Origin of the sequence: Embleya sp. NPDC059213, from assembly GCF_042754445.1 — a bacterium.
In the GTDB taxonomy this organism is placed as follows: Bacteria; Actinomycetota; Actinomycetes; order Streptomycetales; family Streptomycetaceae; genus Embleya.
In genome coordinates, this window is sequence record NZ_JBHZAV010000051.1 from 24,645 (window position 1) to 39,601 (window position 14,957).

General features: G+C 71.3%; 12 protein-coding genes. 4 read left to right on the forward strand and 8 right to left on the reverse strand.

Annotated elements, in window-relative coordinates; genetic code table 11:
- Positions 1–32 precede the first annotated feature (32 nt).
- Entirely contained in the window at positions 33–461 is a 429-nt protein-coding gene (locus tag ACFXMF_RS20385; protein ID WP_360309549.1) for an SRPBCC family protein, read from the reverse strand.
- A 161-nt stretch (positions 462–622) separates the two neighbouring features.
- Between ACFXMF_RS20385 and ACFXMF_RS20390 the strand changes: the two genes are divergently transcribed.
- Complete coding sequence (locus tag ACFXMF_RS20390; RefSeq protein WP_379988248.1) at positions 623–2,878, forward strand: ATP-dependent RecD-like DNA helicase; 2,256 nt, start codon at positions 623–625, stop codon at positions 2,876–2,878.
- Between the two features lie 79 nt (positions 2,879–2,957).
- Here the strand turns inward: ACFXMF_RS20390 and pssA are convergent, their stop codons facing one another.
- From pssA to ACFXMF_RS20410, 4 genes are all read right to left on the reverse strand, one after another.
- Entirely contained in the window at positions 2,958–3,806 is an 849-nt protein-coding gene (gene pssA, locus ACFXMF_RS20395) for a CDP-diacylglycerol--serine O-phosphatidyltransferase (protein WP_360309551.1), read from the reverse strand.
- Positions 3,793–4,458 (reverse strand): phosphatidylserine decarboxylase, encoded by a 666-nt coding sequence (locus ACFXMF_RS20400; protein WP_360309602.1) that lies wholly within the window; start codon positions 4,456–4,458, stop codon positions 3,793–3,795. Before ACFXMF_RS20400 ends, pssA begins: the two co-directional genes overlap by 14 nt.
- A gap of 395 nt (positions 4,459–4,853) precedes the next feature.
- Complete coding sequence (locus ACFXMF_RS20405; RefSeq protein ID WP_379988247.1) at positions 4,854–6,554, reverse strand: amidohydrolase family protein; 1,701 nt, start codon at positions 6,552–6,554, stop codon at positions 4,854–4,856.
- A gap of 218 nt (positions 6,555–6,772) precedes the next feature.
- Positions 6,773–6,931 carry a hypothetical protein gene (locus ACFXMF_RS20410; RefSeq protein ID WP_379988246.1) on the reverse strand — a complete coding sequence of 53 codons (159 nt, stop codon included), beginning with the start codon at positions 6,929–6,931 and terminating at the stop codon, positions 6,773–6,775.
- A gap of 111 nt (positions 6,932–7,042) precedes the next feature.
- On the opposite strand from ACFXMF_RS20410, the gene ACFXMF_RS20415 reads away from it, so the two are divergent.
- Entirely contained in the window at positions 7,043–7,531 is a 489-nt protein-coding gene (locus tag ACFXMF_RS20415) for a hypothetical protein (protein WP_379988244.1), read from the forward strand.
- A 106-nt stretch (positions 7,532–7,637) separates the two neighbouring features.
- On the forward strand, positions 7,638–8,735 hold the full coding sequence (locus ACFXMF_RS20420) for a hypothetical protein (RefSeq protein WP_360309557.1): 1,098 nt from the start codon (positions 7,638–7,640) through the stop codon (positions 8,733–8,735).
- 41 nt (positions 8,736–8,776) lie between these two features.
- Here the strand turns inward: ACFXMF_RS20420 and ACFXMF_RS20425 are convergent, their stop codons facing one another.
- The 3 genes from ACFXMF_RS20425 to ACFXMF_RS20435 form a co-directional block, all read right to left on the reverse strand.
- Positions 8,777–9,157 carry an STAS domain-containing protein gene (locus ACFXMF_RS20425; protein WP_360309559.1) on the reverse strand — a complete coding sequence of 127 codons (381 nt, stop codon included), beginning with the start codon at positions 9,155–9,157 and terminating at the stop codon, positions 8,777–8,779.
- 295 nt (positions 9,158–9,452) lie between these two features.
- Positions 9,453–10,127 carry a peptidyl-tRNA hydrolase gene (locus tag ACFXMF_RS20430; protein WP_379988243.1) on the reverse strand — a complete coding sequence of 225 codons (675 nt, stop codon included), beginning with the start codon at positions 10,125–10,127 and terminating at the stop codon, positions 9,453–9,455.
- Positions 10,128–10,190: 63 nt separating this feature from the next.
- A complete protein-coding gene (locus ACFXMF_RS20435; RefSeq protein ID WP_379988241.1) occupies positions 10,191–11,069 on the reverse strand; it encodes an alpha/beta hydrolase in 879 nt (292 codons plus the stop codon).
- 326 nt (positions 11,070–11,395) lie between these two features.
- On the opposite strand from ACFXMF_RS20435, the gene ACFXMF_RS20440 reads away from it, so the two are divergent.
- Entirely contained in the window at positions 11,396–14,896 is a 3,501-nt protein-coding gene (locus ACFXMF_RS20440) for a BTAD domain-containing putative transcriptional regulator (RefSeq protein WP_360309565.1), read from the forward strand.
- Positions 14,897–14,957 lie beyond the last annotated feature (61 nt).

A 14,957-nucleotide genomic window follows, 5' to 3' on the forward strand; every position in this document is an offset into this window, starting at 1 on the left:
GGGCGGCGACGGGTATGTGGGTGCCGAGGCGGTTACTTGACGAGTGCGGCGAACTTGGCCAGCGACTCGATCAGCGCTTCCTGGGTGGCCTTGGTGACCTTGCCGGCCATCATCTGCACCGCGCCGCCCTTGACCTCGGACTCGATCCGCAACACCGAACCGTCGCCGGCGGCCTCGACGATGAAGACCTCGGTCATGATGACGCCCATCGGGCCCTTGCCGTCGAGCGAGAGCGACTTGCCCGCCTCGACGTCCTTGATGGTCCACTTGATGTCCGCCGGGAAGCCCATCAGCTTCATCTTCTCGTCGTAGGTCACGCCGGCCTCGAGCTTCTCCGGCGCGCCGCCCGGGAACTCGACGTGCGGGACCATCCACTCGCCGAAGACGCTGTAGTCGGTCAGCTTGGCCCACACGGCCTCGGGGGCGGCAGCGATCTCGACCTGCTCGTTGATGACGGGCATGCGTGTGTCCTCACGGTTTTTGAGCTGCGGTGAACCTGCGGCTCGGAGCATGGAGTCCCCGGAACGTACCGCCGTTATGTGACACAGTCAATGGTGTCGACGAGCAAAAAGAGAACATGTTCTAGTTCCGCTGTCACTGCGGTTGGCTAGGGTCGGGCGGCATGACAGGCACGCTGCCGGGAATGCCGCCCGGCGCCGAAACCGGGGCCGGGGGAGGCGCCGTTCTGGAAGCCGTCCTGGAGCGCATCACCTACCAGAACGACGAGAACGGCTGGACCGTCGCCCGAGTGGACACCGGCCGACACGGCACCGAACTGCTCACCGTGGTCGGCGCGCTGCTGGGCGCCCAACCCGGCGAGTCGATCCGGATGCACGGTCGCTGGGGCAGCCACCCGCAGTTCGGCAAACAGTTCCAGGTGGAGTCGTTCAGCACCGTGCTGCCGGCCACCGTGCAGGGCATCCGGCGCTACCTGGGCTCGGGGCTGATCAAGGGCATCGGCCCCAAGACCGCCGACCGGATCGTCGAGCACTTCGGTGTGCGCTCGCTGGACGTGATCGACGAGGACGCCACCCGACTCATCCAGGTCCCGGGCCTGGGCCCCAAGCGCACCAAGCTGATCGCCGCCGCGTGGGAGGAACAGAAGGCGATCAAGGAGGTGATGGTCTTCCTCCAGGGCATCGGCATCTCCACGTCGCCGGCGGTGCGCATCTTCAAGGAATACGGCGACGCGTCGATCACCGTGGTGCGCACCGAGCCGTATCGGTTGGCCGCCGACGTGTGGGGGATCGGCTTCAAGACCGCCGACGCGATCGCCAAGGCCGTGGGGATACCGCACGACGCGCCGCAGCGGATCAAGGCCGGACTCCAGTACACGCTGTCCGAGGGCAGCGACAGCGGACACTGCTACCTGCCCGCCGAGGTCCTGGTGGCCGAGGCGGTCGAGATCCTGGAGGTGTCCTCCGAACTCGTGGTGACCTGCCTGAACGAACTGGTCGCCGAGGAGGGGGTGGTGTGCGAGGAACTGCCCGGCCCGGTCACCGTCTCGGGCACCCAGGGCGATCCGGTCCAGGCCGTCTACCTGGTGCCCTTCCATCGCGCCGAACTCTCCCTCGCCGGCCGGGTGCGTGCCCTGCTGGGCGCCCGGGAGGACCGACTGGCCGCGTTCGCCGAACTGGACTGGACCCGGGCCCTGGGCTGGCTGCGCGCCCGCACCGGCACCGCGCTGGCCCCCGAGCAGGAGCAGGCCGTACGACTGGCGCTGACCGCCAAGGTCGCGGTGCTCACCGGCGGCCCCGGCTGCGGCAAGAGCTTCACGGTGCGCTCCGTGGTGGAACTCGCCCGCGCGCGCGAGGCCAAGGTGATCCTGGCCGCGCCCACCGGCCGCGCGGCCAAGCGGCTCGCCGAGCTGACCGGCTGCGAGGCGGCCACCGTGCACCGCCTGCTCCAGCTCCAGCCCGGCGGCACCGCGGCCTACGACCAGGACAAGCCGCTGGACGCGGATCTGGTCGTCGTCGACGAGGCGTCGATGCTCGACCTGTTGTTGGCCAACAAGCTGATCAAGGCGATACCCGCGGGTGCCCATGTGCTCTTCGTCGGCGACGTGGACCAGTTGCCCAGCGTGGGCGCCGGCGAGGTGTTGCGCGACCTGCTCGCGGCCGAGCGGGTGCCCAGGGTGCGGCTGACCCAGATCTTCCGCCAGGCGCAACAGTCCGGCGTGGTCACCAACGCGCACCGGATCAACGCGGGCCGCCCGCCGATCACCGACGGCCTGAACGACTTCTTCCTCTTTCCCGCGGAGGAGACCGAGGACGCGGCCACCCTCACCGTCGACGTGGTCGCCCGCCGCATCCCGCGCAAATTCGGCCTGGACCCGCGCCGCGATATCCAGGTGCTGGCCCCGATGCACCGCGGCCCAGCCGGCGCCGGCGCGCTCAACCTGCTGCTTCAGCAGGCGCTCACACCCGGCCGCGAGGGACTGCCGGAGAAGCGCTTCGGCGGGCGCACCTTCCGGGTCGGCGACAAGGTCACCCAGATCCGCAACAACTACGACAAGGGCGCGAACGGCGTCTTCAACGGCACCGGCGGCGTGGTGATCGCGCTCTCTCCCGAAGAACAGAAGCTGGTCGTGCGCACCGAGGAGGACGAGGAGGTCGACTACGACTTCGCCGAACTCGACGAGCTCTCGCATGCGTACGCGGTCACCATCCACCGCTCGCAGGGCAGCGAGTATCCGGCCGTGGTGGTCCCGGTCACCACCGGTGCCTGGATGATGCTCCAGCGCAATCTGCTCTACACGGCGATCACCCGCGCCAAGCGCCTGGTGGTGCTGGTCGGTTCGCGGCGCGCGCTGGGCCAGGCGGTGCGCACCGTCTCGGCGGGCAAACGCTTCACCGGACTGGCGCACCGGCTCCGGTAGCCGGCCCGCGCCGGCCGGAGCACGCGAAACGCCGCCACCCGGTGGGTGACGGCGTTTCGGTACGCGGGGTGCGCCCGGGCTAGCGGATCATCCGCAGGCCGATGCGCTCGACGCCCTTGCGGGCCATCGCCATCGCGGGCACCAGCAGCGCCAGGGTGACCTGGGTGGTGGCGCCCATGTTGAGCATCCACTCGCTGCCCGGCGCGTCGGCCGCCCAGGCGATCAGGCAGCTCATGCTCAGGCCGATGCCGGCCATCACCAGGATCGCCATGTTGCCCTGCGGCTTCGGGTATTCGATCCGGCTCACCATCAGTCCGGAGACGGCCACGATCAGCACCGCCGCCGGAGTGAACGGCAGGTCCAGCAGCACGATCGAGACCACCGTCATCGCGGCCATCGGAATGGGCATGCCCTGGAACACCCCCGGGCGTCCGGGCGTGGTCGCGAATCTGGCCAGCCGCAACACGCCGCCGATCAGCACCGACAGCGCCACCAGGACGGCGGCGGGCGCCTGCCCGGTGTTCATCGGCACCGCCGCCCACGTGACCACGAAGAACGCCGGTGCGACGCCGAAGGTGATCACGTCCGCGAGGTTGTCCAGTTGCGCGCCCAGCGAGGACATCCGCAGCTTGCGCGCCACCATGCCGTCACACAGGTCGCACATCGCGCCGATCAGCATCAGCACCACGGCCGCGGCCATGCCGCGCTCGGCCGAGACGCCCACGTCGCCACCGCGCGCGGCCATCACCGAACAGGCGAGGAAGTAGATCGCCATGAACCCGCTGGCCGCGTTGCCCAGCGTGAGCACGTCCGCCACCGAGATCCGCGCGGACAGGGCCGCCTGCGGATCGTCCTCGACGGGGGTGCCCAGAAGGTTCAGCTCGGAAGCGTCCAGGTCGGCCGTATCGTCGTAATCAGTCCCGGTCAAGACGTGTCTCTCCCGCCGTCGTCCGCTGTCCCACGGTCACCGCGGGCTCCACGCCCGGCGGCAGGTACACGTCCACGCGCGAACCGAACCGGATCAGGCCGATCCGGTCACCGCAGGCCACCTCGGTACCCGGCTCCAGGTACGGCACGATGCGCCGCGCCACGGTGCCGGCGATCTGGATCAGCTCCACGTCGCCGATCGCGGTGTCGAAGATCCACACAACCCGCTCGTTGTGCTCGCTCTCCTTGTTGAATGCCGGGACGAACCCGCCGGCTTTGTGCTCCACGGACTTCACGACGCCGTCGAGCGGCGCACGGTTCACGTGCACGTTCAACGGGCTCATGAAGGTCGCGATGCGGGTGCGGCCGTCGGGCCAGGCGTCGATGCTTTGGACCACGCCATCGGCCGAGGCGATCACGCCGTCGGCGGGGATGGTGCGCTCCGGGTCACGGAAGAACCACAACATGCCACCGGTCAGCGCCAGCGTCGGCACGGCCGCGAAGGCCCAGCGCCGGTTGCGCAGTGCGGCCAAGCCGGTCAACGCGCCGGTCACAGCCGTCGGCACGAGCCAGGGAGAAGCTCCCTTGGCCAGGCGTGGCTGTTGCCTCGGCGCGAACCCCGCCGATGCCGGCGAGGGGGAATCGTCACTCATCGAGAACCTTTGTCGGGGGGCGTGCCCGTCGGTAACGGGCGGCACTCGGCGGATGCTACCTAGACGGAGGGCCATCGCGCTTCCGGCGGTGATCGCTCACGGCGGGCCGGTCTCCCTCGAACCGGCGCAATTCGGACGCTGTTCGAGTCTATTTCGGCCGTGGAACCGGTTGCCCGTGTCCACCAGGTTGCCCTCCGCGCATGCCTGCTGTGAAGAGGCCGCACGTTCCGCTCCCCGTACGCGGTCCGTGGCATCGATCACGTTGGCCGTAGCGTCCCTTCGACTCGCATCCCTTGGCGGTGCCTATGGTGGATCGTCACAAAAACGTGACACGGCGGTAGGTCGGTCGACCCACCGCCGTACCCCAAGGGTAAACGCGCTTATGTGACGTTCCGTCAGTCCTGCGACGAAACCAGACCCACCATGGTGCCCGGCCGCTCCCCGGTGGGCTCGGTGTCCAGCACCGTGGGCACGCCGCGCACGATGGTGGCCCGGACGCCGGCCGGGCCGCGGGTGAAGCGCCACGAGCCGTCCGGGTTGTCGTACCGCTTCTCCTCGGGCCGCACCTCGATCTCGTCGAGCGCGAACACCACCAGGTCGCCCGCCCGGCCCGGGGCGATCACACCGCGGTCGTTGAGGCCGAAGAAGCCGGCCAGTTTGCCGGTCAGGTTGTGCACGGCCTCCTCGACCGTCATCAGGCCGGTGTCGCGCACGTAGCGGGTGAGCAGGTAGACGTTCTCGCCCGAGCCGCAGAACAACTGCAGGTGCGCGCCGGAGTCGTTGATGTTGGTCAGTGTGTGCGGCTCGTTGAACAGACCGGCCACGACCGGCTCGTCGAACTCGTCCGGGATGCCGCGCAGGCAGGACAGGATGCCGTTGTTGCCGATCCAGGTGGCCAACGCGTCGGAGATGTGCAGACCCTCCCGGTCCGCGTATTCCTTGAGCGAGATGTCCAGTGGGCCGTGACCGGTCTCGGAGATCGCGAAGATCAGCGACTCGGGGCGATCCAGTCGAGATGTCGACGACGAGACCCGGTTGTCCCAGTCCTCGCGGGCCTGCGCCCGCCACTGCGGATCGGCGAGCGTGGCGAGCTTGGTCTCGGCCGGACCGTTGATCCAGTGGTTCCACGCGGCGACCCGCTGGAAGGTGAGGGCGCGCTCGAAGTTGAAGAACGGCTCCAGCGGCTTATGCGGGACATTGGGCCAAAAGTCGACGCCGTCCGCGCGCAGCCGCCGATGCAGGGCGATCGTCTGTTCGCGCAGGTAGTCCTCCCGCACGGTGGACGGGATCGCGGTCCACTGGGCGCGGATGCCGCGCGGCTTGCAGATTCGGGCGAATCGCTCCACATCGGCGTCGATGCTCTCCGGCTCGTTGAACCGGGTGATCATCTGGAGCGTCGCGCCGGGGTGCCGGGCGAGCACGTCGGCGAGCGCCTCGAACTCGGCGTCCTCGGCCAGCCGGGTCGGCACCGGCTTGAGGTAACGATCCTTGTCGAACACATTGGTCGACAAACCAATTGCTCCATGAGTCAACGACTCGTCGAGCAGCGTGGCCATCTCGGCGATCTCCTCGGCCGTCGCCGCGCGCGACCAGGACGCCTCCGCGCCCATTACCGTGGTGCGCAGGGTCAGGTGTCCGACGAAGCCGGCCACGTTGACCGAGACGGCCTGACCCTTGACCGCGCTGCTGTACTCGGGCCAGCGCTCCCACGTCCACGGCACCTTGTCCTGGAACGCGGTGAGCGGGAGGTCCTCCAGGAAGCAGAACAGGTCGAGCACCGGTCCGCGCGCGCTCTCCTGCAGCGGCGCCACCGACATGCCGCAGTTGCCGAAGACGACCGTGGTGGTGCCGTAGGCGGGCAGCGGGTCCAGGTCCGGGTTCCACCACATGGCGCCGTCGACGTGGGTGTGCGCCTCGATGAAGCCGGGGGCGACAAAGGCGCCGGCGGCCTCGACGACCCGCTCCGTGCCGCCGTCGGGGGCCAGGTCGGGGCCGACCTCGACGATCACTCCGTCCCTGACCCGGACGTCGGCCCGGATCGGGGCCGCCCCCGTTCCGTCCACGACGGTGCCTCCGCGTACCAGCAGGTCGGCCATGGGCTGTTCTCCCTATTACTTGTGCCGGATCGCGGATGCCGACGCGGGCAGGGCGATCCGACGGCGAGTCTCGGGGCCGGGTGCGCTCCTCGGGATTTACGTTACGTGTTGTAACTTAACCTGGTGAACTATTCAAGGGGTGGGCCGCCTCGGACGCGACGAAGCCCGATCCCGGCGCACGGTCGGGGGCGGCACCGGGCTCGGTCGCGGTCGTGGGTTCAGGCGGCGTCGACCGGGCGGCGGATGCTCTCGAAGATCCGGGCGAAGGCGTCCCTGCCCTGCCCGGCCGCCACCTGACGGTCGATCAGGGCCGGTACGGCGGCGATCACGTCGGTGCCGACGCCCTGGTCGCGGCTCGTCCGGCGCAGGGGTCCCACCGACGGCCCAACGGGCGAGCAGGGCGTTTAGCCGACCGGGCGCGCGGACAGCGGTGCTGGTGGTACACGGGCGCCGCCGCGCCCGGCGGCCCCACGCGAGGAGCAACGAACATGGCGAGCAAGTACGGCCGTACCGTCGGCGCGTTGTCGATCGCCGCCGCGCTGATGCTGACCTCGGCGGCGTGCGGCGACGACAACGACGGCGGCAACGCGGACTCGGTGCCCACGGCGATCGGGTCGGCGCTGTCCTCGGCCGGCGCGAAGGCGAAGGACGCGCTGTCCTCGGCGAGCGCGGCGGCGGCCTCGAAACTGGCCGAGATCAAGGGTGGTCTCGACGCGACGGCCGACGCGACGGTCGGTCCGATCCGGGCCGACGGCGATCGCACCACCGCCGAGGTCACCGTCGACAACAAGACCACCAAGACCGCCGATTACACGCTCTCGGTCGAGTTCCGCGACGCCGGCGGCAAGTTGCTGGACACGGTCGTGCTGAACATCGACAAGGTCGAGGCGGGCAAGCAGGCCAAGGGCACCGCGAAGAGCAACCGCAAGCTGACCGACCCGAGCAAGGCCGAGATCGGCCAGGCGGTCCGGCACTGACCCGAGTACGGCCGATTCGGGGGATCTCCCCACGTCCGGGGAAGCGGGATCCGCATTTCGCCCGGCCGCCTTTCGCCGTCCATCCGGGCCCGGCACAATCGCCGCCATGGCGATCATCGAAACCCGCAGGAACCCCGCCGCAGTGCGGTTCAAGGCCGCGGTGGGCGGATTTCTGTCCGGGGGCGTGATCGGCGTCTCGCTGGCCTGCTGCGTGGTCGGGGCCGTCCTCGAACGCTGGTCCGTGGTCGCGATCGGCGTCGGGCTCTTCGTGCTCAACGTCGTCGTCGTGGGCGTCGCGGGGCGCTTTCGTCGCGCGCGCAATCCGCGCGTCCCGGCGCGGCTCGCGCTGGCCGTGATCGAGAGCCGCCGCGCCATCGGCGGCGAATCGGCGGACATCCCCGTCGAGTTCGTGCTGACCGTGGCGCCGGACGAGCGATCGGCATACCGGGTCGAGTTCAACCAGCACATCAACCTGGTGGACATACCCGACTATCGGCCGCGCGGCGTGGTCGTGGTCGAGTACCGCCCGGACGCACCGTGGGACGTCACCATCGTCACCAAGCCGACCGAGGAGTGGGCCCGCCGGGCGGCGAACGAATCGGTGGACTCGGCCCCCGAGTCCGCGCTGCTGACCGGTCCGAAGGACGGCGAGGGCGCGTTCTGCCTGCTCGCCACGCTGGGCCTGCTGCTCGGCGGCGCGGTCGTGGTCCTGCTCTTTCGCGCGGACCTGTTCACCGAGGACGACCGCCCCACCGAGTCGGCCACCTCGTCGTCCTCGACGACGACCACCGAGAGTCGCACCACGTCGACCTCGACGGTCTCCGGGACGTCGACGGGGTCGATGCTCGAAGCCGGCGAGATGCGGCGCGCCGCCGATTCGCTGATCACCGGGATGCACACGAGCAATGCCAGCGAACTCAGCATCGACGCAAACCTGATGGCCGTGCGCGGCGTGCTGGGCACCCCGCCGCAACCCGGCGCGGTGATCGACCTGAACGCCATCCCCTACGAGCGGCTCCCCGCCCTCGTGCGCGAGGCGCGAACCAAGCTCGGCATCCCCGACCCCACCTCGTGGCGGATCACCTTCGAGCCCGACGCCAAGACCGCCACCCTGACCATCCGCGTCACCGTCACCGACCCGCAGGGCAAAGCCACCCTCGAAGCGGACGCCCAGGGCAAGGTCACCAAGCGCACCCCACGCTGAGATTCGCACGCTCGGGTGGTCCGGCGGGGCTCGCCCACCGGTCAACCGGTGGCGCCGAGGTCCTCGTCCGTCGGGGTGTCCTCGCACAGGGCCTCGGTCAGGTCCGGGTGCACGTCGAAGAGGCGGCGCAGGCCCAGGGCGGTGAAGACGCGGTTGACGTGGTGATCGTTGTTGCTGGGCATGACCAGGCGCAGCGTGCCCCCGGTGGAGCGGAGCAGGCGACGGGCGGCGACCAGGGTGCCGATGCCGGTGGAGTCGAGGAATTCCACCTCGGTGAGTTCGAGGACGATCCGGTGGTCGCCGTCGGCGACCGCGCGTCTGACGTGTTCGCGCAGCTCGGGCACGACCGCGTAGTCGACCTCCCCGAGCACGTGCAGCACGGTCCAGCCCTGGAGATCGTCCTTGATCACCTGAAGAGTCACGCGCCGGCAGTCCCCTCGCCCATGGTGTCCTGAGCCCCGACGCAGGATGCCCGCAACGATCGGCGCCCCGTCCCCCATCGGATGCGCCGACGGATCCGGGGAGGCCCTGGACACGTGGCTCGGGAGCCGGGTGGTGGGCCCGGCCTGTGACCTACCGTAGTGGGCCCCGGGAACCGGAGCAGTGACGATCCGGTCACGTACGGATCTCGTTTGCAGCGTACACGGATCGCCGAAAGCCGCCCCGGAGTAGCCTGTTCCGCCCCGTCGACCCACGCGATGACACAACGTCACCCGCTCAGCGGATCGCCCACGGCACATCCGCGACCACGGTGCACGAACCCGGCGCGACCTCGGTGAAACCCGCGTCGCGCACGACCGGCCGACCGCTCGTGGTCAACGCGGGCCACGCGGCGGGTTCGGCGACGCGGACCGCGAGATCGAAGTCACGCTCCGCCCACTCCTTGCGCCCGGCCGGGCCCATGCCCAGCCAGGCGAGGTGACTGCCGTGCCCCACCTGTGCCATGGCCTTGCCGGCGGTCATCTCCAGCGTCGGGTTCAGCCACAACACGGGCTGACCGGACGCGGCGGCCGGCGGCGCGGTCGGCTCCTGCAGGTCGGTGCCCGAGACCTGCAACTTGGCCAGGTCCTTGGGCCATCCGTCGAGCGGAATCGGCGGGTACACCCGAACCTCCGCCGTGCGGTGGGCCACCGTGATGCCCGGCAGGGTGTTCGCCCGCCGCCACTCACCGCCGCGGGCCCGCCGGACCACCTTGCGGATGCGGTGGCCCTGCCACGCCTCGACGACGTCGTGCCATTCCCCCTCGGGGTCGGTGGACCTCGGGTCGGCCAACAGGACCAGGACCGCGCGCGCGGCGGCCTCCAGGGCGTCGGTGCGGGCCGGCGGGTCGTCCTTCTCGATGTGCGCCACGAGGGGGAGGACGTATTCGATGGTGCTCACGGGGTCGATCATGCCTTGTTCGTGGCCGCGGGGCCTCGGGGGTCGGGTGGCGGCGCCCCGAGGCCGCGCTCGTTTCTAGGCCGGCAGGGCGTTGGTGGTCAGGAAGCGGGCGATCGCGCCGATGGCTTCCTGGGATTCGGGCATGGTCGGGTCGATCGCGGGCCAGGCGTGCGGGACGTCGGGGACCAGGTGGGCCTGGACCGCGACCCCCGCCGCGGCGGCCCGGGCGGCGAACGCGGTGGCGTCGCCGAGCAGGGCCTCGTGGCAGGAGGCCAGCAGCAGCACCGGCGGCAGGCCGGACAGGTCGGCGAACAGCGGCGACGCCAACGGATCGCCCGGGTCGTGCAGTTGCAGATAGATCTCGGCGGCCTCGCGCATCGACTTCTTCGAGATCAGCTGGTCGGTGGCCGCGTTCGAGTCGTACGTGGGCTTGGTCACGGTCAGGTCCAGCCACGGCGACAGCAGCACCAACCCGGACGGCAACGGCACCCGGGCGCCGCGGGCCGCCACCGTCAGCGCCGCCGCCAGCCCGCCGCCGGCCGAGTCGCCGCCCACGAACGGGGCCGGATCCGCGTCCTCGCTCGCCGCCACGATCGTGTTGTACACGTTCGCCACGTCGTGCAGCGCGGCCGGATACGGCGCCTCCGGCGCGAGGCGGTATTCGGCCACCACCACCCGGGCCCGCGCGGCCAGCGCGATCCGCGAAGCGATGCCCAACCAGCCCGAGGCGTCGCCCATCCGGTAGCCGCCGCCGTGCAGGTACAGCAGCGTCAGCGCCGGGTCCGGCACCTCCAGGAACGTGCACGGCACACCGCCCGCCAGCTCCTGACGCACCGTCACGCCGGGTTCGGGTTCCTGGCGATACGCCGCGGTGCCGCGCCGCCGCGCGTCCAGTTCGTCCGACGCGGCCCGTCCCTCGCGTACCGGCGGTAGATTCCAACCATCCAGGCTCATCCGTGCCCCTCCCAACCCCGAGTGCCCACACGCCCGATGTCCACCTGACGGCTGCCCCGACGGCGCGTGCTCCACGCCCGTGACGGGATGCCGTCCGAGTCCGTACCCGATGGTGCGGCGCGGCCGACAGCCTTCGGGAAACCCGAGTGGGGATCAAGTGATTGGCCGGGTTGTGACATGGGGCCGGCGCAATTGGCCGCCGGTCGAAGCGTTCGGTTCGTACCATGTGGCGCGCGGGGTCCTTCGAACCGCTCCCGGACCGGTGCCGGGGAATCGGTTGTCGCGAAGACGACAGCAGGAGGGGGGTCCGTCACATGGTGGTCCGGGTGCGTGTTCTCGGCCATGTCTGCGTAGACGGCCCCGCGGGCCGCGCCGCGGAGGATCTCCTCGGCGGCCCGCAGGCCCAACTCGTGTTCGCCGCGCTGGCGCTGGGGCGCAGGCATCCGGTGCCGCGCGAGGAGTTGGCCGCCCTGCTGTGGCCCGAGCAGGCCCCCAAGTCGTGGGAGGGCGCGCTGCGCGGGGTGCTCAGTCGGGTGCGCGGCTTCCTGGGTCAGGCCGGATACGACGCCTCCTCGGTGCTGCGACACCGGGCCGGCTGTTACGTGTTGTCCCTGCCCGAGGGCACCGAGGTCGACGTGGAGGCGGCCGAGAGCGCGCTGATCGAGGCCGAGGCGCTCGCCGTGCACGGCGCCTTCGCCCAGGCCCGATCGCGGGCACACGACGCGCACGAGATCCTCGCCCTGCCGTTTTTGCCCGGCCAGGACGGCGACTGGGTCAACGAGCGGCGCACCCGCTGGCGCTCGGCCCGGCTGCGCGCCCTCGCCGTGTCGGTGACCACCGAATTGCACCTGGGCCGGGCCGACGCGGCGGTGACTCGCGCGGGCCAACTCGTCGACCTGGATCCGTTCCGGGAGAGCAGCCACCGTCTGCTGATGACCGCACACGCGGCCGGCGGCGACCGGGCGGCGGCGCTGCGCGCGTACGAACGTTGTCGGCGCCTGCTGGCCACCGAGTTGGGGGTGGGCCCCTCCCCGGAGACCGAATCCGCCTTCCTGCGCCTGCTCGGCGACGCCACCCCGCAACCGCTGCCGGTGCCCGCGCCCGCCGCGCGCTTCGCCTCGCCCGCACCCGGCGGCGACGCCCCGCCCGCCCCGGAACCCACCCGCTCGGCGCACGACGTGTTCCCGCACGGCGCGCCCGGTCCGATCGTGGGGCGCTCGGCGGAACTGCGCCTGCTGGAGGAATCCACCGGGGCCGAGGTCGGCTCGCGGGTGGTGCTGGTCAGCGGCGACGCCGGGATCGGCAAATCCTTCCTGTTGAGCGAATTCGCCACCCGCGCCGGCCGCGACGCGCTGGTGCTCACCGGCCGTAGCGACGAGGGTGTGGCGGCACCGTTCCAACCCTTCGTGACCATGCTGCGCGCGCATCTCGCCGACGTCGCGGCCGACGAGTTGCGCGAGCGGGTCGGCGACCTGGGCGGCGAGTTGCACCGCCTGCTGCCCGAACTGCCCCTGACACCGGCCGGCCTGACCCAGCCTCAGGGCCCACCCGACTCGAACACCGAGCGCTACCGGCTGTTCGAGGCGGTGGCCGGGGTGTTTCGGCACGCGGCCGGCAAGGGCGATCTGGTCCTGCTGCTCGACGACGTGCACTGGTCCTCGACCTCGACCATGCTGATGTTGCGCCACGTGGCCCGGGCCCTGGTCGGCACCCGGGCGGTGCTGGTGATCGCCTACCGCGACACCGCGCTCGGCTCGGTGCACCCGATGACCAAACTGATCGCCGACCTCTACCGCGACCTGCACCCGGTGCACGTACCGCTGGGCGGCCTGGATGTGGCGGCCCTGGTCGAACTCGCGCACGTGCTGGCCGGCCCGCTGCCGCCGCGCGCGGAGGGCGTCCGGGCGCACGTCCTGCGCGAACTCAGCGACGGCAATCCACTGCTGGCCACCGAACTGCTGCGCCAGTGGGCGGACGTCAGCGACTGGTCGGCACTGGGCAAGAGCGTGCCCGCGGACGTCCCGCGCCGGGTGCGCAACGTGCTGCGCCAGCGGCTGCTGGGCCTGCCGCAGTCCACCCTGGAGGCGCTCACCGTGGCCGCCGTGGTCGGCCCCGCCTTCGACATCGACCTGGTCGCCGCCGTGCACCCGGGCGGGTTCGACACCGTCGTGGACGCCCTCGACGACGCCGAGCGGGCCCATGTGGTGCGGGCCGAGGAGACCGATCGCCCGGGCCGCTTCACCTTCGTCCACGCGCTGGTGCGCTCCACGCTCTACCAGGAACTGCCCACCGCCCGCCGGCTGCAACTGCACCGCAAGGTCGGCCTGGCCCTGGAGGCACGCGGCGACCGGGACGCGCATCTGCCGGAACTGGCCCACCACTTCCGCTTGGCCTGCCGATTCGGCGAGGCGCGCCGCGCGCTGGACTACGCCTGGCGGGCGGGCGACGAGGCGCGCGACGGCGGCGCGTTCGAGGTCGCCGCCGAGCACTACCGGCAGGCCCTGGAGGTGCTGCCGATGGTGACCGACCCCGCCCCGGAGACCCGCTGCGACCTGCTGCTCTCCCGTGGTGCGGCGCTGGACCGGTGCGGCGACCGGCGCTGCCGGGAGGTGCTGCGCCGGGCCGCCGAGGAGGCCCGGGCGTTGTCCGACTCGCGCCGGCTGGGCCGGGTCGCCCTGGCCATGGTGCGCCTGGGGCAGGTCTACCAGGTGGGCGTGGACCTGGAGTTGGTCGCGCTGTTGCGCGAGGCGCTGGCGGCGCTGCCGATCGCCTCGGCCCTGCCCGCGGACATCGCGCTGCGCTCGCTGCTGCTGGCCGCGCTCGCGGTGGCGCTGACCTTCGGGCACGACCGCGAGGCGCGGCTGACCATGCTCTACGAGGCGTTGGACGCGGCCCGTGAATCGGGCTCGCACGATGCGCTGGCGCAGGGCCTGGAGGCGCACCACCTGGCCGCGTCCGGTCCGGATCTGGTCGACGAGCGACTGCGGATGAGCAGCGAGCTGACCGTGCTCTCCGGGCTGACCGGTGATCAGGAGTCGCTGTTTCGCAGCCACTTGAACCAGGCATACGACCTGGTGGTACAGGGCGCGATCCCGGCGGCCGAACGCGAGTACGCGCAGGCGCAGCGGGTGGCCCGGCGGTTGCGGCATCCATGGTTCACCTGGGAGGTGCTGATCTACCGCTGCGGCCTGGAACTGCTGCGCGGGCGGACCGCGCGTGCGGGGGACGCCCTGGCCGACGCGCTGCGGCTGGCCCGGCGATCGGGGCTGCCGCGCGAGGCGGTGCGCTCGTTCAACCTGGCGCAGATCCTGGCGGTGCGCTGGGAACAGGGCCGGTTGGGCATGATGGCGCGGCGCGCCGCGGTGGCCGCGGACTGGTCGCGGGACGTGTCCTGGTGGCGGGTTCAGGCGTGCTGGACGGCCTCCGCGTCGACGGACCCCAAGTCGGCGCGCGAGGAGTTCCACGCGTTGTGCGTGCCGGGCTTCGCGACGATCCCGGTCGACCTGCTGTGGACCGGCTCGCTGATGCGGCTGGGCGAGGTCGCGATCGAACTGGGCGATGTGGAGCGCGGTCTGCTCGTGAGCGAGGCGCTGACCCCGTACGCTGACCACCTGGACTGGACCGGCTCCTCGCTCGGCCCGGTGCGCCGGGTGCTCGGCGGTCTGGCCGCGCTGGTCGGCGACGGGGCCGCGGCTCGTGGGCAGTTCGAGGCCGCCTACGCCCGGTGTCTGGAGTTGGGGTTGCCCGGACACGCCGAGCGCACGCTCGGGGACGCTGTGCGTCTGCTCGGCGAGCCGCTGGACACCGGCGTCTCCTCGCTTCGCTGACTGGCTGTCACCTTGCGCTTTCGCGCTGCTCTGACGCTGTTCTGACGCTGTTTGCCTACCG